Source organism: Rhizobium sp. YTUHZ045, assembly GCF_051124255.1.
In the GTDB taxonomy this organism is placed as follows: Bacteria; Pseudomonadota; Alphaproteobacteria; order Rhizobiales; family Rhizobiaceae; genus Rhizobium.
In genome coordinates, this window is the sequence record NZ_CP101434.1 from 400673 (window position 1) to 418978 (window position 18306).

18 protein-coding genes are annotated in these 18306 nt (G+C 59.9%); 10 read left to right on the top strand and 8 right to left on the bottom strand.

The annotated features are described in order from the left end of the window. Nucleotides 1–16: 16 nt before the first annotated feature. Entirely contained in the window at nt 17–1249 is a 1233-nt protein-coding gene (locus tag NMA58_RS29005) for an HlyD family secretion protein (RefSeq protein ID WP_221156517.1), read from the top strand. Beyond that, entirely contained in the window at nt 1231–3225 is a 1995-nt protein-coding gene (locus NMA58_RS29010; protein WP_434714558.1) for a glycosyltransferase, read from the top strand. Before NMA58_RS29005 ends, NMA58_RS29010 begins: the two co-directional genes overlap by 19 nt. Before the next feature lie 75 nt (nt 3226–3300). On the opposite strand, the gene NMA58_RS29015 is transcribed toward NMA58_RS29010, so the two are convergent. Then, complete coding sequence (locus NMA58_RS29015; RefSeq protein WP_064695708.1) at nt 3301–3525, bottom strand: hypothetical protein; 225 nt, start codon at nt 3523–3525, stop codon at nt 3301–3303. Nucleotides 3526–3759: 234 nt separating this feature from the next. Next, nucleotides 3760–4593 (bottom strand): pirin family protein, encoded by an 834-nt coding sequence (locus tag NMA58_RS29020; RefSeq protein WP_221156520.1) that lies wholly within the window; start codon nt 4591–4593, stop codon nt 3760–3762. 117 nt (nt 4594–4710) lie between these two features. On the opposite strand from NMA58_RS29020, the gene NMA58_RS29025 reads away from it, so the two are divergent. Together NMA58_RS29025 and NMA58_RS29030 are read left to right on the top strand one after the other, a co-directional pair. Beyond that, entirely contained in the window at nt 4711–5196 is a 486-nt protein-coding gene (locus NMA58_RS29025; protein ID WP_434714560.1) for a DMT family transporter, read from the top strand. Continuing rightward, the gene (locus tag NMA58_RS29030; protein ID WP_221156524.1) at nt 5193–5633 is read left to right on the top strand and encodes a DMT family transporter; all 441 of its coding nucleotides are present in this window, start codon (nt 5193–5195) and stop codon (nt 5631–5633) included. Before NMA58_RS29025 ends, NMA58_RS29030 begins: the two co-directional genes overlap by 4 nt. Before the next feature lie 57 nt (nt 5634–5690). Here NMA58_RS29030 and yghX read toward each other — a convergent pair whose 3' ends face one another. Beyond that, entirely contained in the window at nt 5691–6578 is an 888-nt protein-coding gene (gene yghX, locus NMA58_RS29035) for a YghX family hydrolase (protein ID WP_434714561.1), read from the bottom strand. A 304-nt stretch (nt 6579–6882) separates the two neighbouring features. Here yghX and NMA58_RS29040 point away from each other — a divergent pair, with 304 nt between their 5' ends. From NMA58_RS29040 to NMA58_RS29060, 5 genes are all read left to right on the top strand, one after another. Continuing rightward, on the top strand, nt 6883–8040 hold the full coding sequence (locus NMA58_RS29040) for a Gfo/Idh/MocA family protein (protein ID WP_097601402.1): 1158 nt from the start codon (nt 6883–6885) through the stop codon (nt 8038–8040). 13 nt (nt 8041–8053) lie between these two features. Next, complete coding sequence (locus NMA58_RS29045; RefSeq protein ID WP_434714562.1) at nt 8054–8938, top strand: carbohydrate ABC transporter permease; 885 nt, start codon at nt 8054–8056, stop codon at nt 8936–8938. Then, entirely contained in the window at nt 8935–9792 is an 858-nt protein-coding gene (locus NMA58_RS29050; RefSeq protein ID WP_430958907.1) for a carbohydrate ABC transporter permease, read from the top strand. The genes NMA58_RS29045 and NMA58_RS29050 overlap by 4 nt, the downstream gene beginning before the upstream one ends. Nucleotides 9793–9865: 73 nt before the next feature. After that, on the top strand, nt 9866–11071 hold the full coding sequence (locus tag NMA58_RS29055) for an ABC transporter substrate-binding protein (protein WP_221156576.1): 1206 nt from the start codon (nt 9866–9868) through the stop codon (nt 11069–11071). A gap of 85 nt (nt 11072–11156) precedes the next feature. After that, on the top strand, nt 11157–12290 hold the full coding sequence (locus NMA58_RS29060) for an ABC transporter ATP-binding protein (RefSeq protein WP_434714563.1): 1134 nt from the start codon (nt 11157–11159) through the stop codon (nt 12288–12290). 91 nt (nt 12291–12381) lie between these two features. Here NMA58_RS29060 and NMA58_RS29065 read toward each other — a convergent pair whose 3' ends face one another. Next, nucleotides 12382–12831 carry a cupin domain-containing protein gene (locus NMA58_RS29065; RefSeq protein ID WP_434714564.1) on the bottom strand — a complete coding sequence of 150 codons (450 nt, stop codon included), beginning with the start codon at nt 12829–12831 and terminating at the stop codon, nt 12382–12384. A gap of 99 nt (nt 12832–12930) precedes the next feature. Between NMA58_RS29065 and NMA58_RS29070 the strand changes: the two genes are divergently transcribed. Then, nucleotides 12931–13914 carry a LysR family transcriptional regulator gene (locus NMA58_RS29070; RefSeq protein WP_434714565.1) on the top strand — a complete coding sequence of 328 codons (984 nt, stop codon included), beginning with the start codon at nt 12931–12933 and terminating at the stop codon, nt 13912–13914. A 65-nt stretch (nt 13915–13979) separates the two neighbouring features. Here NMA58_RS29070 and NMA58_RS29075 read toward each other — a convergent pair whose 3' ends face one another. From NMA58_RS29075 to NMA58_RS29090, 4 genes are all read right to left on the bottom strand, one after another. Then, nucleotides 13980–14927: an IS630-like element ISRel6 family transposase gene (locus NMA58_RS29075; RefSeq protein WP_434714566.1), complete on the bottom strand. Its 948-nt coding sequence runs from the start codon at nt 14925–14927 to the stop codon at nt 13980–13982. Between the two features lie 276 nt (nt 14928–15203). Beyond that, nucleotides 15204–16304, bottom strand: a complete 1101-nt coding sequence (locus NMA58_RS29080) for a D-TA family PLP-dependent enzyme (protein ID WP_434714567.1) — start codon at nt 16302–16304, stop codon at nt 15204–15206. Further along, nucleotides 16305–17780: a M81 family metallopeptidase gene (locus tag NMA58_RS29085; protein ID WP_434714569.1), complete on the bottom strand. Its 1476-nt coding sequence runs from the start codon at nt 17778–17780 to the stop codon at nt 16305–16307. It lies immediately after the preceding gene. 30 nt (nt 17781–17810) lie between these two features. Continuing rightward, nucleotides 17811–18293: a hypothetical protein gene (locus NMA58_RS29090; protein WP_434714570.1), complete on the bottom strand. Its 483-nt coding sequence runs from the start codon at nt 18291–18293 to the stop codon at nt 17811–17813. Nucleotides 18294–18306 lie beyond the last annotated feature (13 nt).

Sequence of the window (18306 nt, forward strand, 5' to 3'; positions counted from 1 at the left end):
ACCTTCGGATGCCAACATGATCTGGAACCATCGCATCACACGCATCGTCGTCGGCCTGTTGCTGCTGGCACTGGTGACCGTCGTCTCATTGCCGACGATTACCGGCTTTACCAGCCTTGATGGCACGGTCAATGCCCGGTTTGCTGTCGTCAATGCCCCAATCGACGGCACGATTGCGGAAGAACCCCTCAAGGTCGGCAGCCCGGTCAAAGCGGGACAATCCCTCGCAGAAATCAGAAATACACGCGTTAATCGCGCAATTCTTGCTTCGCTCGAGGCAGATCGGAACACGGCGCTCGACCGCGTCGCGGCACTTAAAAAGGAACGGGAGGAGCTCTCCGCCCTTCGCGAGGAATTGTCTGCAAGATTGGAAGTCTACAGGCAGACAACTATTGCCAATCTCGAACGCGAAGTCGAAATCCTGCGGAAAAAGGTCGAAGTGTCGCAGGCCCAGGATCTTGTCGCACAGGTCGACCTGAACCGCCGGATGGAGCTCGAGTCAAAAGGTATTCTTACGCAGAAGCTGGTCGAAGTCGCGCGAGCCGCCGGAGCTGCGACCGGCGGCGAGGTCGAAATCAGCAATCTGACTGTCGATCAACTGGAACAAAGGCTCAATGCGGTCCGCCAGGGTATCTTTGTTTTCGGCGACGGGCAGAATGACGTGCCTTATTCGCGGCAGCGCGAGGACGAGGTTGTCGTTCGCATCAACGACTTGAATTCGCGCATAGCGGAGAATGAGACACGAGCGACAGAAGTTCAAAAACAGCTCGTCAAAGAGGCAAGCCGCGTTAGCAGCCTTGAATCCGCAACGGCAATAGCGCCGTTCGACGGCGTCGTTTGGACCAGAAGTATCGTCAACGGTTCCAACGTCGTGCTGAACGACGAGCTGATGCGCCTTCTCGACTGTCGGGAGCTGTTTGTGGATATTCTTGTTCCCGAGGTCAACTATGACGAAATCTATCCCGGACTTGTCGCTCAGGTGCGCTTGTTCGGCCGCAGCGATGTCTTCAATGGTACGGTCATCTCCGTCAGAGGCAGTTCGGCTTCGGTTGAGGCCGATTCCTTTGCTGCCAGCTTGCCGCCGTCGACACAGCGCAATGCCCGCATTCGGGTTCGCCTCGATCCATCCTTCATGAATGATGACTTTGCGAACTCCTGCCAGGTGGGGCGGACAGTACAGGTACGGTTTTCCAAACACGGCATCGACGTGTCCAACTGGGTAAAAAGCCTGTGGTTCAGTATCTTCTAGCGCTGGTTCCGACCTTTCTCGTTTCGGCCTTCTTTTTCCTCGGGCCGTTCAATTGGTCGCGGCATCACACCTGGACACGAGCGGTGACCTGCGCGTTTGTCGCAGCATTCGCATTGCGATACATGTACTGGCGCTTGACCGAGACGGTGCTTCCCTATCCCAGCGACGGTGCGAATTTCTACTGGGTCTGGATCCTCTTCTTCGTCGAGATTCTGGCGTGCGTCGAAGTTATCCTTTTTCTGGTATTGATGAGCCGCTATGTCGACCGGAGCGCGGAAGCGGACAGGCTGGGTCGTGTTTTCTTCGCGCGCGACAAGCGTGAGCTGCCTACTGTCGACGTTTTCATCCCGACCTATAACGAGCCGCTCGACGTGCTCGAGCGAACCATCATCGGCGCCCGCGCGCTGGATTATCCTGCCGACAAATTGACGGTGTATGTGCTCGACGATCAACGCCGGGATTGGCTGAAGACCTATTGCGAGGAGAAGAACGTCATCCACGTCACGCGCGGCGACAACAGCCATGCCAAGGCCGGCAATATGAACAATGGGCTGAAGGTCAGCTCGGGCGAATTCATTGCGATCTTCGACGCCGATTTTGTTCCCTATCGACATTTCCTTCGCCGGACGCTGCCGTTCTTTTCCGATGAAAGCATCGGCATCGTCCAGACACCCCAACATTTCTTCAATGTCGATCCGGTCCAGTCGAACCTGGGCCTGGAGAATATCTGGCCGGACGAGCAGCGCTTGTTTTTCGACGAGATCGCGCCCAGCCGAGACGCCTGGGACGTCAGTTTCTGCTGCGGGTCATGCTCGATTGCCCGCCGCAAGGCCGTCGACGCAATAGGCGGTTTTCCGACGGAGTCGATCACAGAAGACCTGCTGACCACTCTTTCGATGCTCAACAAAGGCTACAAGACCCGCTACCTGAACGAGCGGCTATCGATGGGACTGGCCGCCGAGAACCTGACCGGTTATTTTGTCCAGCGCGAACGCTGGTGTCAGGGGGGTATTCAAACCCTTTACCTGTACAATGGCCCGCTGCGCGGCCCGGGATTGACGCTCTTTCAACGGATCATGTTCCTGCCCGCGTCATGGCTGGTGCAGTATCTGGTCCGCTTCGCGATATTGCTCGTCCCCATCGTCTATCTCTGGTTTGGCCTGGTCCCGCTCTATTTCACTGATATAGCCGCGTATGTGTCTCATCAGGTGCCGCTGCTGGCGGCCTATTTTCTGCTCATGCTGTGGATCACGCCGACGCGCTATCTGCCTGTGGTTTCCAGCGCTGTCGGGACCTTTGCGACATTCCGCATGTTGCCGACCGTGGTCTCCAGCCTGGTGAGACCATTCGGCAAGCCTTTCAGGGTGACGCCGAAGGGCAGTGGCAACGAGGCGAACCAGTTCGACCGCTACAGTTTCGCCTGGATCGCAAGCATGATCACGATCACCGTGGTTGGCCTGCTGGTCAACGTCGTACCGGAAACGTCGCATGTACAAGGCCAGTTTTCGCCGGTCGCGGCCTGGTGGTCAGGGATCAATATCGTCGTCCTGCTCATCGCGTCACTCATCTGCTTTGAGAAACCTCGGCGCCTGTTCCATGCGTTCAAGCTCGATGAACCCGCTATCGTCGACGATGTCCCCGGTCAAGTCGTCAGTCTGGCACTGGACAAGGCGGTCGTTGCAGTCCCCACCATGGCCCGGTTGCAATCCAAATCGGTGATGCTGAAACTCTCCGGCTTCGCCCCAATCAAAGCCGAGCTCGGTCAGGTCACTCAACGGCGAAGAAGCGTAAGTCGCGGCGGCGACAAGCAAGCCTATTACCTGCACCTTTATTTCGAACTCAGCGGCTCTGCCCGCGACAGCATGATTGTAAAACTCTACACCGGCCGATATTCGCGGGACATTCGCGACATCGACAAGGTTGCCGTCTCTCTTAATCTGCTGTTGCGCTCATTCGGGCGGACGCGCACGTTGTAGCCCGGCTCGGGAGCGAAGTTGTCGCGTCTTCGACGAAGTTGTCCCGCCATGGCCGGAGTCGTCACTCTTCGCGAACTACTGGCCAGATCGTTCGTCGAGGATGGACAGCGCGTCCTGCAGTCTGAGCGCCGCCAGCGCTTCCGTTGCCTCGTCCGGAGACCATCCTGCTTCGAGCGCCGCAGAGAGAACCAGCGATTCCGTTTGCAGTTCGAGCTTCTCATACAGCGGCTCGATGGCTTCGCGTGCGGTGACGACGTGCTGATCGGGCGGAGTAATGGGCGTCGCGGCAACCGTAGGCATGATGCTCCTCCTTTTAAACGCTAAGGTTCGAAACCCAATTGCAGGCATGCTTGTTCCGTTCACAATCGCATTTTTAGCCGGATCAAGGCTGACGGAAACTGTCCGCAGCTCTGGACGATCTTAATTTCGCCCGTCCTCGGCATCTCTGGGCTGTCAGCGAAATCTTCGCTGGATGTGAACGAACGGACAGGCTACCGCACAATTGCCGAAAGCGGAAGCGACTTGCGGTAATCACTATTGCCGCAGAAGCGCGCCTAGTGAAGACCGTCGCCACATCTGCCGAAATTTCCTCCATTTCAGAAGCACCCTGATGACGAGGGCCGACGGTATGTCTTTATGGTCGCCGACGGTCCCCTGCTTGGCGACCGGTGCGTTTGCATAGAGGAGAAACGCGATCAGCGTGGCTGGATCCTTGGCCTCAAGGTCGAGCCGGTCATCCGACAGATGCAGTCCCTGCTGGCCTTCCATGAAGGTTTGACCATCTACGGTGATTGAGCCACGGAAGATATAGAAGTAGAGATCCCAGCCCTGCTTCCGCGGGAATTCCGCCCGCGCGCCTGCTTCCAACCGGATGTCGAAGATGTCGACGGCGCTGCGGACATAAAACGGCGTGCCTTCCCCTTCCGGGCCGACCAGGTGTCGCCAGACATTCGCCGCGACCATGGGGATCGCGCCGTATTGAATCTTCGGCGCCAGATCGGCCGCACGCGGACGAATGAGGATCTGCAGCATTCGCAGCGGCGGATCGGTCACCATCGTCTCCTCCGAGTGCCAGAAGCCTTTCCCGGCATTCATCACCATCAGATGATGGCGGTCGATCAGCAGCCAGCCTGTGGCCCGATCCTGGTGACGCATCACGCCGTCAGGCACCCAGGAGACGATCTCGTCGTTTCTGTGCTCGTGCATCGCGATCAGCCGGCCAGGGACCAGGATGGATTCGACGATCATAGCGAGAGGGCCGTGGCCATGGTCCGTCGGCTTCGGCTTCAACCATCCCGGCATATTGATGTGCGCGACAAAACCGCCAGCATCCCGCACCAGGAATGTCCGTTCGCCTTTGAGCAGCATCGCGTCCTCCGTGCCGCCAGGCTATGACGACACCACGTCTTGCTGAAGATGCCGATGAATGGCCTTAGTGGCAATTTGAAAACATCAGCAGCAATCGATTCGCTGACGGAATCTCCAATGACCATCGAAGCCGCACGAAATCCGCATCCGATCTACTTTGCCGGTGCTTTCGCCACGGGTGGGCTCCTGACGTTCATGGTGCACCTCAATGGCGAGCTGGCACGCTACGGCAATCCGCTGTTTTCTTCCTGGACCGCTCATGGCACAGGCATTGTTGCCGCGGTCATTCTTCTCCTGCTGATCCGCCGGCGACGAGCGCCAAAGCCCGAAAAGACGTTGAGAGCGCCTCTATGGGCCTATTTCGGCGGTATCTCCGGCGCGGCAACGGTTATGCTGACCTCGACCGCGGTCAACTCACCGCTCGGGCTCTCCGGCACCCTGGCTCTGGGCCTGGCAGGCCAGGTCGTCTTCAGCGTCGCGGCGGACAGTTGGGGACTGTTCGGCATGCGCAAGCGGCATCCCGATGCACGCGACATCACTGCGCTCGGCCTCGTCGTTGCGGGGGCGGCGCTCATCATATTGTTCGGGCGAGGTGCGGCGTGACGCTCTTCATTCTGCTTGCTTGCCTCGGCGGCGTGCTCGTCGGTCTCAGCCGTCAGCTCAATGGGCGGTTGAGCATCTCGACGACGCCGCTGATCGCATCCTTTTGGAATCACGCAGTCGGATTTGCCGTCCTCACCTGCCTCGGGTTCTTCGTCGGGGGCCTGCTTCCCGCGGGCGCCGCCGCGGCGCCCTGGTATGCCTATCTCGGCGGTCCGATCGGCGTTGTCTTCGTGGCGGCCGGCAGTTGGGCGATTGCGCGGATCGGCGCCGTCAATTCGGCTCTGCTGATCATCGGCGGGCAGATGGTAACGGGGGTGGCGTTTGATTATGTCAGCGGGGTCCCGGGATCATTCTGGGCGAACGCCGGCGGGATTGTTCTCATCATCGGCGGAATGATGCTCAGTCGGGGACGGCGCAAGGTCGACCGTTCGCGATAGCGGGACACGAGGCCTGGCGGCGGGAATGGCTCCCCGCCGCCTCACGCCACTGCATTTTTAGGCAAGGTATTTCGTAAACCAGTCGACCGTTCGCTGCCAGGCGAGCTTGGCCGCCGCCTCGTGGTAGCGCGGCGTGGTGTCATTATGAAAGCCGTGATTGACGTCGGGGTAGATATAAGCCTCGTAGGTTTTTCCCGCCGCTTTCAGCGCGGCTTCGTAGGCCGGCCAGCCTTCGTTGATCCCCTTGTCCAGCCCGGCATAGTGGAGAAGCAATGGCGCCTTGATCTTTGGCACGTCCTCGGCGCGCGGCTGCCGGCCATAAAAGGGCACGGCTGCGGCCAGTTCGGGATAGGCGACCGCCGCAGCGTTGGCGACGCCGCCGCCATAGCAGAAGCCTGTTATGCCGACCTTTCCGCTGGTGAGATCACCCTTCATCAGGAATTCGACCGCCGCGAAAAAGTCGTTCATCAGCTTTTCCGGATCGACTTTCTGCTGGAGCTCCCGCCCCTTCTCGTCATTGCCGGGATAACCGCCGACCGACGTCAGCCCATCCGGCGCCAGCGCGATGAAGCCGGCCTTTGCCACGCGCCGCGCCACATCCTCGATATAGGGGTTCAGGCCTCTATTCTCGTGAACGACGACCACGCCCGCAACCTTGCCGTCGGCCTTTGCGGGCCGCACGAGATAGCCGCGGACATCGCCGTTTCCTTTGGGAGAGGGATAGGTGATGTATTCGGCCGATATATCGGGATCGGTAGACTCGACCTGGGTCGCCAGCGCGTAGTTCGGGCTGAGCGACGCAAGAATGGCGGCTGCCGTCACCCCACCGACCGCAAACTTGGCGGCCCGGTCGAGAAACTCGCGCTTGGTGATTTTTCCATGCGCATAATAATCGTAAAGTTCGAGCAGTTCCTGCGGAAAGTCCTTGGCTGTCATGCGGGTCATGATGGCTCCTCCTTCGGGGTATCGCCCATCCTACACACCCGGGCTCGCTACTCTTTTCAACATTTCGCGATTTTTGCGTGAGCTTGCCGGGTCCGCAACAATGACGTCAGCATTCCTGCTTTGAAGATGGCTCTTCCGCTGGTTGCCTCCGCATTTTGGCGGTGGCAGCGCTTTAACGATCCTCGCCCGCGAATTATGAAAATCAATTTCATACTCGCGTCTTGCGCCCCGTTTTCTATTGACGCCCTTTGTTTTTTGTCCCAACTTAAAGAAAATAAATTACTTAATCGGGAACTTGATCGGCATGAAAGTGGGCATCATCGGGCTAGGATTCCGGCTCGGCTATCTCGGCTACGTCTTCAAAGCGATCGATAGCAGTTTCGATATCGTCGGCTACGTCGACCCCGATCCTGCCGGCCTTCCCGGTTTGACGGAAAAGGGCATTTCCGCCGGCAAGGCCTACGGCTCGCCGGAGGAGCTCCTCGCCTCCGAAAAGCTTGATCTGCTGATGATCGGCTCCCCCAATCACATGCATCTCGACCATATCAAACTCGGGCTGCAAGCCGGTCTCAAGGTCTTCTGCGAAAAGCCGATCGTCACGACCATCGCCGAAAGCATCGAGCTTGCCCATCTGATGGCGAAGTTCGGCCATGAGCGGCTGATGGTCGGTCTGGTGCTGCGTTACTCCCCTCTCTACAAGGATCTGCGCGCCATCCAGGCCGAGGGCAAGCTCGGCCAGATCGTGTCGATCGAGGCTTCCGAACATATCGAGCCCTATCACGGCGCTTTCTTCATGCGTGATTGGCGCCGCTACGAGCGCTATTCCGGCAGCTTCATGCTGGAGAAATGCTGCCACGATCTCGACCTTTATAATGGCGTCGTCGGCGCGCGGCCGGAGCGTGTCGCCAGTTTCGGCGGCCGCAAGAGCTTCACGCCGGCCAACGACCCGGCGCGCGAGGGCATCAACGATCTCGAGCTTTTCCACCGCAAGCCGAGCGGCTGGATGGGATCGGACAAGGTCTTCGACAGCGATGCCGATATCATCGACTATCAGGTGGCGATCGTCGAATATGAAAATGGCGTCGGCATGAACTTCCACACCAATCTGAACGTGCCTGACCAGTTCCGCCGTTTCGCCATCATGGGCTCGCGCGGCATGGCCGAGGGTGATTTCGTCCGCGGTTATCTCAATGTCCACGAACAGCTGACCGGCAACAAGGTGGTCGAGAACACCTATGCCGCTACCGAACTCTCCCAGCATTACGGCGCCGACGAACAGATGGCGAGCGACCTGCTCGAGAGCGTGCGCACCGGGCTCGAACTTCCCGTCTCCACGCTGAACGCGCTCGAAGCCGGCATTCTGGCTCTGGCGATGGACGAAGCGAGGATCAAGAAAACGGTCGTCGACTTGCGTCCTGTTTGGGACCGCTTCGACGAAGCCCTTCACGCCAGAGCGGCTTGAGGAAGACGGCAAGATGAGTGTCCAAAGAAGCGCCTTCATCTTCGCCTGCATCCTCCTCCTTCCGGCCGTTCTCTACGTTCTCGCAATCGTCGCTTATCCCCTCGTCGATACGTTCATTCTCTCCTTCACCGATGCGTCGCTGAAGAAGACCACCAATTGGGTCGGCTGGATCAATTACGAGAAGATCTTCAACGCCACGTTTGCGGAGGTTATCCTCCGCACCTTCGTCTGGACCTTCTTCTCCGTCGCCCTGAAAATGGTGATCGGCACCTTTGGCGCATGCATGCTGAATGCCGCCGTACCTGGCCGCTCGCTGTTCCGGCTCTTGACAATGCCGCCATGGATCGTGCCGATGGCGATCGGTATCTTCATGTGGGGCTGGATGTATAATGGGCAGTTCGGGATGATCTCGGGCCTGTTGCAGCGCTTCGGCCTCGTCGACGGCCCGGTCGCCTTCCTCGCTTATGGCAGCACCGCCTTCTGGGCCACGATCGTCACCGATGTCTGGATTGGCGTACCGCTGGTGACGATCTATTTCCTGGCCGCGATCCAGTCGATCCCTAAGGATCTCTACGAAGCCGCCTGGACCGACGGCGCCGGCCGCTGGTACCGCTTCCGCCGCATCACCCTGCCGCTGATGGTGCCCGCCATCATCACCATGTCGATGCTGTCGCTGATCGCCACCTTCAACTCGTTCGACATCATTTGGATCCTGACGCAGGGCGGTCCGAGCGGCGAGACGACGACGATGATCATCGACACCTATCAGACCGCGATCGGTTCGAAGAAATACGGTGAAGGTGCGGCGCGCGCCGTGCTGATCTGCATCTTCCTGTCGCTCTTCTGCTTCGCCTATTTCCGTGTCACCCGCCGCCTCAATCCGGAGAAGCGCGCATGAGCAGCCCGGCCATGATCGACCGCTACCGCTGGTGGGAAATCATCCTGATCTATTGCGGCATCGCGGTGTTCCTGTTCTTCGTGCTGGCGCCCTTCGTCGAGGGTTTCCTGGTTTCCCTGAAGCCCCTCGCCCAGCTGTTCTCCTCTCCCTACCGCTTCTGGCCCGAGAACGGCTCCTTCGAAGCCTACCGGACGATGTGGATCAGCGTACCGGGCTTCGGGCGCTATATCTTCAACTCCTTCTTCATCTCGATCATCGTCACGCTGATCGTGCTCTGCCTGGTCATTCCGGCCGCTTACGCCTTCGCCAAGTTCGAATTCAAGGGCATGGGCATCCTGCTCGGCGCCTTCCTGACGGTGAACATGTTCTCCGGCGCCGTGCTGCTCATCCCGCTCTTCCGGCTGATGCGCAGCATGGGCGTGCTCAACACCTATCTCGCCATGATCGTGCCGGGCGTCGCCTTCCTGATCCCTTCGGCGATCTGGCTGCTGCGCACTTATATGATCCGTATTCCCCAGGAGCTCAACGAAGCCGCCTTCATGGATGGCGCCAGCCATTTCTACACGCTTCGCCGCGTCATCCTGCCCATCGCGATGCCGGGCATTATCGTCGTCGCCATTACCACCTTCATCGGCGCTTACGCCCAGCAATTCATCTTCGCGCTGACGTTCAACTCGAAGACCGAATACATGCCCTTGCCGGTGGGGCTCTTTGCTTACTTCGGAAAGCAGGAGGTCATCTGGAACGAACTGATGGCGGCTTCCTTCGTCGGCATCGCGCCGGCGATGGTCGTCATCTTCTTCCTTCAGCGTTATCTCGTCGGCGGTCTGACCGCCGGTGCGGTGAAACAATAAGAGCAATAATCAGTGAACAGCTAACAACCACATTGGGAGTCACAACGTGAGCATAGCAATCAAGACAGGCCTTATGGCGCTCGCCCTGCTCGGTTCGACGGCATTGACCGCGGTCACTGCCCATGCGGCCGACAAGGAAATCAGCTGGATCTATTGCGGCGACACGATCGATCCGGTCCACACCAAATACATCAAGCAGTGGGAAGAAAAGAACGCAGGCTGGAAGGTCACGCCTGAGGTCGTCGGCTGGGCGCAGTGCCAGGACAAGGCAACGACGCTCGCCGCTGCCGGCACGCCTGTTGCCATGGCCTATGTCGGCTCGCGCACACTGAAGGAATTCGCGCAGAACGATCTCATCGTTCCGGTGCCGATGACGGACGAGGAAAAGAAAGCTTACTATCCGCACATCGTCGACACGGTGACCTTCGAGGGCAATCAGTGGGGCGTTCCGATCGCCTTCTCCACCAAGGCGCTCTACTGGAACAAGGATCTCTTCAAGCAGGCCGGCCTCGATCCCGAGAAGCCGCCGAAGACCTGGGCTGAAGAAATCGAGATGGCCAAGACCATCAAGGAAAAGACCGGCATTCCGGGCTTCGGTCTTTCCGCCAAGACCTTCGACAACACCATGCACCAGTTCATGCATTGGGTTTACACCAATAACGGTGCGGTAACCGACGCCGAAGGCAAGATCACGCTCGACAGCCCGCAGATCCTCGCTGCGCTTAAAGCCTACAAGGATATCGTGCCCTACTCCGAGGAAGGCCCGACGGCCTATGAGCAGAACGAAGTCCGCGCCATCTTCCTCGACGGCAAGGTTGCCATGATCCAGGCCGGATCGGGCGCCGCCTCCCGCCTGAAGGAAACCAAGATCAACTGGGGCATCACGACGCTGCCGCTGGGTCCCGACGCCAAAGGCCCCGGCACGCTGCTGATCACCGACAGCCTTGCGATCTTCAAGGGCTCGGGAGTCGAGGACAAGGCAACCGAATTCGCCAAGTTCATCACCTCGCCGGATGTTCAGTCGGAATACGAACTGCAGGGCGGCGCCGGCCTCACACCGCTGCGGCCCTCCAAGAAGGTCGATGAATTCGTCGCCAAGGACCCCTACTGGAAGCCGCTCATCGAGGGCATCAGCTATGGTGGTCCCGAGCCGCTGTTCACCGATTATAAGGGCTTCCAGAACTCGATGATCGAGATGATCCAGTCCGTCGTGACGGGCAAGGCCGAACCGGAGGCCGCGCTGAAGAAGGCGGCTGGCGAAATCGAAGCCTTCAAGTAAGCTATCTCCAAGGGGTCGCTGCATAAGCCGCGGCCCCTCCCCTTATATCGAGCGTGCGACGAAGACCGCCGGCGGAGACAGATTTTTGGGACAGCTTCTTCTCAACAAAGTCCAGAAGTTCTATGGCGACTACGAGGTTCTGAAGGGAGTGCAGCTCGAGGTGAGGAATGGCGAGTTCGTCGTCTTCGTCGGCCCGTCAGGCTGCGGCAAGTCCACGCTCCTGCGCATGATCGCCGGCCTCGACGCGACGACCGCGGGCGACATCGTCATCGACGGCGTCAGGGTCAACGACCTGCCGCCGGTCAAGCGCGGCATCGCCATGGTGTTCCAGTCCTACGCGCTCTACCCGCATATGTCGGTATTCGAGAACATCGCCTTCCCGCTTCGCGTCGAAAAGATGGAAGAGTCAAAACTCAAGGCCAAGGTCGAGAATGCCGCGCGCATCCTGCATCTCGACCAGCGGCTGCAGCAGAAACCCGGCATGTTGTCCGGCGGCCAGCGCCAGCGCGTCGCGATCGGCCGCGCTATCGTACGCGAACCGAAGATCTTCCTGTTCGATGAGCCGCTCTCCAACCTGGACGCGGCGCTGCGCGCCGACATGCGCATCGAACTTGCCAAGCTGCACCGGGCGTTGAAGGCGACGATGATCTATGTGACGCATGACCAGGTCGAGGCCATGACCATGGCCGACCGCATCGTCGTGCTCGACGCCGGCAACATCTCCCAGACCGGCGCACCGCTGGAGCTTTATCACAAACCCGCCAACCAGTTTGTCGCCGGCTTCATCGGCAATCCGAAGATGAATTTCCTGCCCGTGACCTGCAAGGGCGTCAACGCCAGCGGCGTCGAAGTGGATTATCAAGGCCAGACGGCCGTTCTGCCCGTGACGCCGCGCGACGGCATGGTCGGCAAGACACTAACGCTCGGCATCCGCCCGGAGCACATCCAGCTCAATGGCGGCGACATCGTCTTTACCGTGACGCCGACGGTCATCGAGCGCCTCGGAGCCAACACGGTCGCTTACGCATCACTCAACGGCGAGGCCGAGAATTTCTGCGCCATGCTGCCCGGCAGCGTCGGTATCCGCCCCGACGCACCCGTGACAACCGGCATCAATGCCGCCGATTGCCACCTCTTCGACGAGGCGGGTATCGCCTTCGAGCGGCGGGTGGAACTGACTGAGATCGATATGAATGTGATCAACCCGACGGCGGCTTGAACGGCTGGCTCTGTGTCGGTGTTCGTCCTGCCAGGGTCTGGGAGCGAAATGGCACCGATTACGGCTCAAGATAAAGGCGATGTCACGCATATCAGCCTCTCTGCGCCAGCCCGGGGCCAACAAACTGCGAGCCATACCGTGCCGCACATTCGGCAACAGCGGCGATGTCACGCGGTATTTGAAAACCCCCTGCGGCGACTTCTTTGAAAAAGCCTTCAAAGCCACCCGGCGTCAGCACAGCAATGCAAACAGCGCCGTCGGGTCCGGTGCGGAAGCTATGACGCTTGCCACGTGGGATATGCGCAGTCTCCATCGGACCGCGGCGAAACACTGTGCCCTCAAGTTCGAAATCAACGACGCCTTCCAGCACAAGGAAGGTTTCGTCCTCGGCCTCGTGGACGTGCGAAGGCGGGCCTTCAAGCGGGCCGGAAACGCCGTGGACGATGGACATGGCGCCTTGAGTTTCGGCGGAGGACAACAGGATGCGATAGGTGGTGCCGTTCCAGCTATGGGCCCGCTGTGGCTGGGTGTATATGTTCATGATGCAGGGACCTTTGTGGTTGGTGATAGGAACGTCCCCGATATGGCGCACCGCCCGGCTTGTGTTAAATTGAATGATTATATCGACTGAATTGGTCCCATGAATTTATCCGCGTTCGACCTCAACCTACTGAAAGTGTTGGATGCCTTATTGCGCGAACGCTCTACAGTGCGCGCCGGGGAGCGGGTTGGCCTATCGCAGCCGGCTGTGTCGGCGGCCCTTGGGCGGCTGCGCGCCGCGTTCGGTGATCCACTGCTGGTGCGTGATGGACAGCAAATGCGCCCCACCGAATTTGCACTTGGTTTGGTCTTGCCGCTGACGCAATTGCTTGAGGATTCAAGTCGCCTCTTGAACCCGGCAAGCTTTGACCCACTGCGCGCGGTGCAAACTTTCCGCATTGCAGCTTCGGATTTTTTCACCGAGATGATGCTTCCCGGTCTGCTGGCTAACTTGGAACAGCGGGCGCCGGGTATTTCGTTACGCTATACTGACGCGCTCAATGTTCAGACCATGGACGACCTCCGAGAAGCCAGGCTGGATCTGATCTTGTTGCCTGCGGGCAATTTTGCGCCCTGGGTCGATTGGCGACCGATTTTTCATGCCAGTTATGTTATCGTTGCACGACAGGATCATCCGGTTCTACGCCAGCACGGTGTTACGCCGGCGGCGGCAATGCCCGTCGAACTGTATTGCAGTCTGCGCCACGCCGCCTTTCGCGTCATCGAGATGGCACCTGATCGAGAAACTGCCTCACTTGCCGCACTGGGCCTGCGACGCGAGATGGTCCTGTCAGTACCTACTTTTACGGCCGTCTTGCGGTCTGTGGCCGCGACAAACCTCGTCGCAATAGTGCCGCGCCGGATGGCCATGAAAGTAGCCAGCGCAGAGGGGCTTGCCATTCACCCGCTGCCCTTTGCTTTGCCGCCGACGCTGTTGGCGATGGCTTGGCACCGCCGCAATTCCGCCTCCCGTGCACACGCCTGGTTGCGCGATCAGATCACCGAAATACTCACACCGCTCGATGATCTTGAACAGGCCAGCGTCGGTTGCGCTGTATTGGGAAGCGCTGGCAATGTCGATTGATTGCAAGCCCGGTTCGCGTCCCATGTCCGGCTTGATGTAACGGCTGCTCACGATATTAGAGCCTTTCATGTTTTGACGGAAGCATAGCCCGCATTTGAGAAGTAGTTGGCGCATTCCTCTGGCTTGATGGTGTCGGCGAGGTGGCCCAGATGGCGCCAGGTTTCCTCGCTGGTTCGCTTTTGGGCCTGGCGCATCCAGTGCTTGATCTTGGCGAAGGCTTGTTCGATCGGATTAAGGTCGGGGGAATATTTTGGCAGGAACCAGAGCCTGGCGCCGACGGCCCTGATGGCGTCGCGGATGGCTTTGGCTTTGTGAGAGCCGAGATTATCGAGGATGACGATGTCGCCAGGTTTGAGGGTCGGGATCAACTGCTGGCGGACATAGGCGTGAAAGCATTCGCCATTGATGGGACCGTCGAAGACGCAGGGCGCAGTGAGCTTGTCGCAGCGTAGGGCGCCGAGGAAGGTCAGGGTGCGCCAGCGGCCATGCGGGGCAAAGCCGCGCAATCTTTTGCCCCTCGGCCCCCACCCGCGTAACGGCGCCATGTTGGTGCGGATCCAGGTCTCGTCGATAAAGACGAGCCGCTTCGGATCGAAGCGGTCTTGCCAGGCTTTCCAGCGGGCTCTGCGCCGGGCAATGTCGGCGCGGCCCTGCTCAAGGGCGAACAGCGTTTTTTTAAAGCTCAAGCCCTCGCGGCGCATGAACTGCCAGATGGCATTGTGGGAGACGCTCACGCCACGGGCGGCCAACTCATCCTTCAGCCGATGTAGCGTCAGATGCGATGTCTGCTCGATCTGCTCGACGATGAAGGCGCGGTGCGGCTCCAGCACACGTCGGCGATGGCCGCCCATCTTGCCCGGTGACACACTGCCGGTGGCCCGATAACGCTGTGACCACTTCACCACGGATGAGACAGCTATGTCGAACCGCTCCGCCACCACCCGGCAGCTCTGACCGTCCACAACCGCTGCAACGACTCGCTCGCGAAGATCATTCGAATAGGGTCGCGTCATGGATGCTGGCCTCGATTCCAGCATCCAGCATGAATCACAAATCTGCTGATTTGGGAATCCAGAACCGATTCCGATAAGCAATGATCCGCTCTAGAAGCCGAAAGCCGACAGTCGGCTTGCAGCCCCAAAGCGGACACTCGCCTGTCGAGTCGATATTCCCATTGGCGCAACGAAGCCACCTGCCTGGTGCACGTCTTGCCATACTAGCGACAAAATGCTTGCTGACACCGAGGCCTTCCGCGATCAGGCCATTTCGCCCTCAACCGGTGCGGACCCCTACCAGACGAGGCCGCGGGCGGCGACTTGCTCGACGCGCGTGACGATCCCACCCCGATGAAACACCATCGTATCGAACAGGTTGGAGACCACGCAGGTGTGGTTCGGGATGATGAAGAGCTTTTCGCCGATCTGTGGCCGGGGACCAGTGCAGTTCGACAGGTCGATCACGCCGTGTTCTTCCGAGAGGCTGGTGATGCGTGCCTGGGGATAGCCGACGATCAGGCCGTAATCGCTGAAGCCCTGGAGGTCCGAGGTCAGCGCCTTCGAACCGGCATCGATGACGGCGCGGTCGGCGGTGGGGCGGGAGACGACGGTTGCGAGCACGTGCATGGCGCAATCATCCTCGGTGCAATGGCCCATGCGCACCATCTGGCGGTCGTTGTAGATATAGGTGCCGGCGCGGTGTTCCGTCGCCGACTTGACGAGGTGTGCCTCGAACAGGCTCGGGGTGCCGCCATTGCTGACGATGGCGCAGCTTATGCCTTCGGATTGCAGGCGGCTTACCGCCTCAGTGATGAAGGATTCCACGGCGGCGGCCGATTGCGGCTTTGGATAGGTCACGATGCCGCCGAAGGTGAGGCCCTCGGCGGCGGCGATGCGCTTGGCGAGCGAGGCCGCCTCCTCGGGCTTCTGAACGCCGCAGCGGCCGGCGCCGGTGTCGCATTCCACAAGCACCGTCAGCGGCTTATGGCCGGAAAAATGTGCGGCGAGCCCATCGACCGTCACTTCGCTGTCGGCGACGACTTTCAGGGCTGGAATTTTCTCATTCAGCCTGGCCAGGCGCTCGAGCTTCTGCTGACCAAGGATATTGAAGGTGATCAGGATGTCGCCGAAGCCGGCTTCGGCAAAGACCTCGGCTTCCGTGACCTTCTGGCAGTTGATGCCCTTGGCGCCGGCGGCGACCTGCGCGACGGCGAGCGCCGGAATCTTGTGCGTCTTGATATGCGGGCGGAAGTTCAGCCCATGCTGATCCATATAGGATTGAACGCGGGCGATGTTTGCAGCCAGCCGGTCTTCGTCGATGACAGGACGCGGCGTCGAGAGATCGGCGATCCGGTCACCGGCCTTGGCAACGACGGCAAACCGATTGTCATGCATTCAGGCGGCTCCGCGTTCTGTCCCGTGTGGATCGGCCACGATCGGCCAGATGGTCTTCGGCGCCCGCCGGTATGGCGTCGTCGCCGGATTATTGGGATAAGGCGTTCCGGCGGAGCAGTAAAGGATTTCCGCCGCAATCTTCGAGAATGACGCGAAGAAGTGGTTGGTGGATTTGATCACCAGGATCTTCTGCTCCGCGGGATCGATGCCCATGACCGAAAACAGGCTTGGATCGAAGCTCTGGGCGCGGGTCGAATTGAGAATGATGTCGATGCCGTTGAGGACGATATGGGCGGCGTCACCGAAGGGCGCCAGGCTCTCACCAAACTGCATCTCGGCATTCCTCACCAGCTTGACGACCCTGACGGTGCCGTCGACGGGATTGCCGGTGCCGGGGGCCGACTTGGCGCCGAAGCGCAGCGGAATCTCCGCCCCCTCGCCCGCGGCAAAACAAATCTGCACGGCCACCGGATCCCAGATGGTGCCGATCGCGGCGCTCGTGACGCCGCGGGCCATGAGCTCCGCGAGAATGACAGTTGCATCTCCTGCCGTGCCGCCGCCCGGATTGTCCCAGACGTCGGCGATGACGACGGGCCATGCGGTCGCGGCCATTGCGCGCTCGACGGCCTGCCTCTCGTCGATCTGCGGAACCATGAAGGTGCCGCGCTTGGAAAAGAGTTCAAGGCCGAGTTCGCGCGCCAGCGCCGCGCCCTTTTCCGGTTTGTTGTCGGTGACGACAAGCAGCTTCGTTCCCATTTCGGGGACGTCGCCGACCATGAAACCGTGGATCACCGAAATCGACAGGATCTCGGGGTCGTCCTTTTCGATCTGCATGATCTTGTCGACGAAGGAGCGCATGGGTTCGCGCGATGTCGGGAAGACATCGATCATGCGGCAATCAAACACCGACATGACTGGCTTGACCCGGCCTTCGAGCGTTTCCACAGCGATGCGCCAGAGATCTTCGGCGCGGTCGACGAAGTCCGTATGCGGAAATTCCTTGAAATAGACGGCGAAATCGAGCGCTGCGACGCGTTTTGCGGTCAAATGGCTGTGCGGATCGAGTTCGGCTGAGATGAGCACGTCGGGTCCGACGATTTCGCGGATGCGCTGGAGAAGATCGCCTTCCGTATCCTCATATCCGGACGCCACCATGGCGCCGTGCAGGCCCATGACGACGGCATCAACAGGCATTGCCGCCCTGAGCTGCCCGAGGATTTCGTCGCGCAGTTCCTCATAGGTCGCCCGGTTGACGAGGCCGGCGGGGTCGGCCCAGGTGGCGGTTCCCTCGATCAGCTCCCATTGCTTCTCTTTGGCGACGCGCCTGCCGACGGTGATCGGCGCGGTGCAGAGCGTCGGCGTTTCGGGATGCTGGCCGGGCGGGGCATAGAGTGAGGCTTCGAAGGCGCGGCGATCCACGCAGATCGGGGAGAAGGTGTTGGTCTCGGTCGCCAGTGCTGCCGTGAAAATGCGCAAGAAAGTGGCCTTCTTCTTATCGGCTCCGCTTCAACCCATCGGGTTCGGCAGGTAGCCGGTGAAACCTGAGATCTTCCAGCGTCCTTCGTGAAGCCGGCAATAATAGAGTGTCTGCCATTGCAGGACATCGCGGGTGCCGTCCGCCTTGGCAATGCCGCCGTCGAATTTCTTGCGAACCAGCGCCGTGTCGCCTTCGATCTCGATATCTTCGAGCGTCGTCGTGGTGAAGATCGCTGTGCGCGCATCTTCAGTGAAGCCCTGTTTGGCGAAATCCTCCGCCTGCCTCAGCCACTCGTCGCGGTAGGCTTTGAGCGTCGGGAAAGCGAGCCGCCATTTGTCGGGGTTTGTCTCCTTGCGGCCATCGATGCCGATGAAGCCGTCTTCCACGAAGTCTTGCTCCACCATCGACCAATCGGCGGCCAGAAAGGCATCGATATCGCGGGGAACGAGCATCTCCCAGATCGCGTGGCGGGCGCTATCGGATGGGAAAGGATTGTGGAATGGATCGCGCATGGCTGCCCCGGAT

Bases quoted from the DNA above. Each gene is read 5' to 3' on its own strand.
- NMA58_RS29005 (WP_221156517.1), top strand. From the start codon at position 17: ATGATCTGGAACCATCGCATCACACGCATCGTCGTCGGCCTGTTGCTG.
- NMA58_RS29015 (WP_064695708.1), bottom strand. From the start codon at position 3,525: ATGCCTACGGTTGCCGCGACGCCCATTACTCCGCCCGATCAGCACGTC.
- NMA58_RS29020 (WP_221156520.1), bottom strand. From the start codon at position 4,593: ATGCTGCTCAAAGGCGAACGGACATTCCTGGTGCGGGATGCTGGCGGT.
- NMA58_RS29025 (WP_434714560.1), top strand. From the start codon at position 4,711: ATGACCATCGAAGCCGCACGAAATCCGCATCCGATCTACTTTGCCGGT.
- yghX (WP_434714561.1), bottom strand. From the start codon at position 6,578: ATGACCCGCATGACAGCCAAGGACTTTCCGCAGGAACTGCTCGAACTT.
- NMA58_RS29040 (WP_097601402.1), top strand. From the start codon at position 6,883: ATGAAAGTGGGCATCATCGGGCTAGGATTCCGGCTCGGCTATCTCGGC.
- NMA58_RS29045 (WP_434714562.1), top strand. From the start codon at position 8,054: ATGAGTGTCCAAAGAAGCGCCTTCATCTTCGCCTGCATCCTCCTCCTT.
- NMA58_RS29050 (WP_430958907.1), top strand. From the start codon at position 8,935: ATGAGCAGCCCGGCCATGATCGACCGCTACCGCTGGTGGGAAATCATC.
- NMA58_RS29055 (WP_221156576.1), top strand. From the start codon at position 9,866: ATGGCGCTCGCCCTGCTCGGTTCGACGGCATTGACCGCGGTCACTGCC.
- NMA58_RS29065 (WP_434714564.1), bottom strand. From the start codon at position 12,831: ATGAACATATACACCCAGCCACAGCGGGCCCATAGCTGGAACGGCACC.
- NMA58_RS29070 (WP_434714565.1), top strand. From the start codon at position 12,931: ATGAATTTATCCGCGTTCGACCTCAACCTACTGAAAGTGTTGGATGCC.
- NMA58_RS29075 (WP_434714566.1), bottom strand. From the start codon at position 14,927: ATGACGCGACCCTATTCGAATGATCTTCGCGAGCGAGTCGTTGCAGCG.
- NMA58_RS29080 (WP_434714567.1), bottom strand. From the start codon at position 16,304: ATGCATGACAATCGGTTTGCCGTCGTTGCCAAGGCCGGTGACCGGATC.
- NMA58_RS29090 (WP_434714570.1), bottom strand. From the start codon at position 18,293: ATGCGCGATCCATTCCACAATCCTTTCCCATCCGATAGCGCCCGCCAC.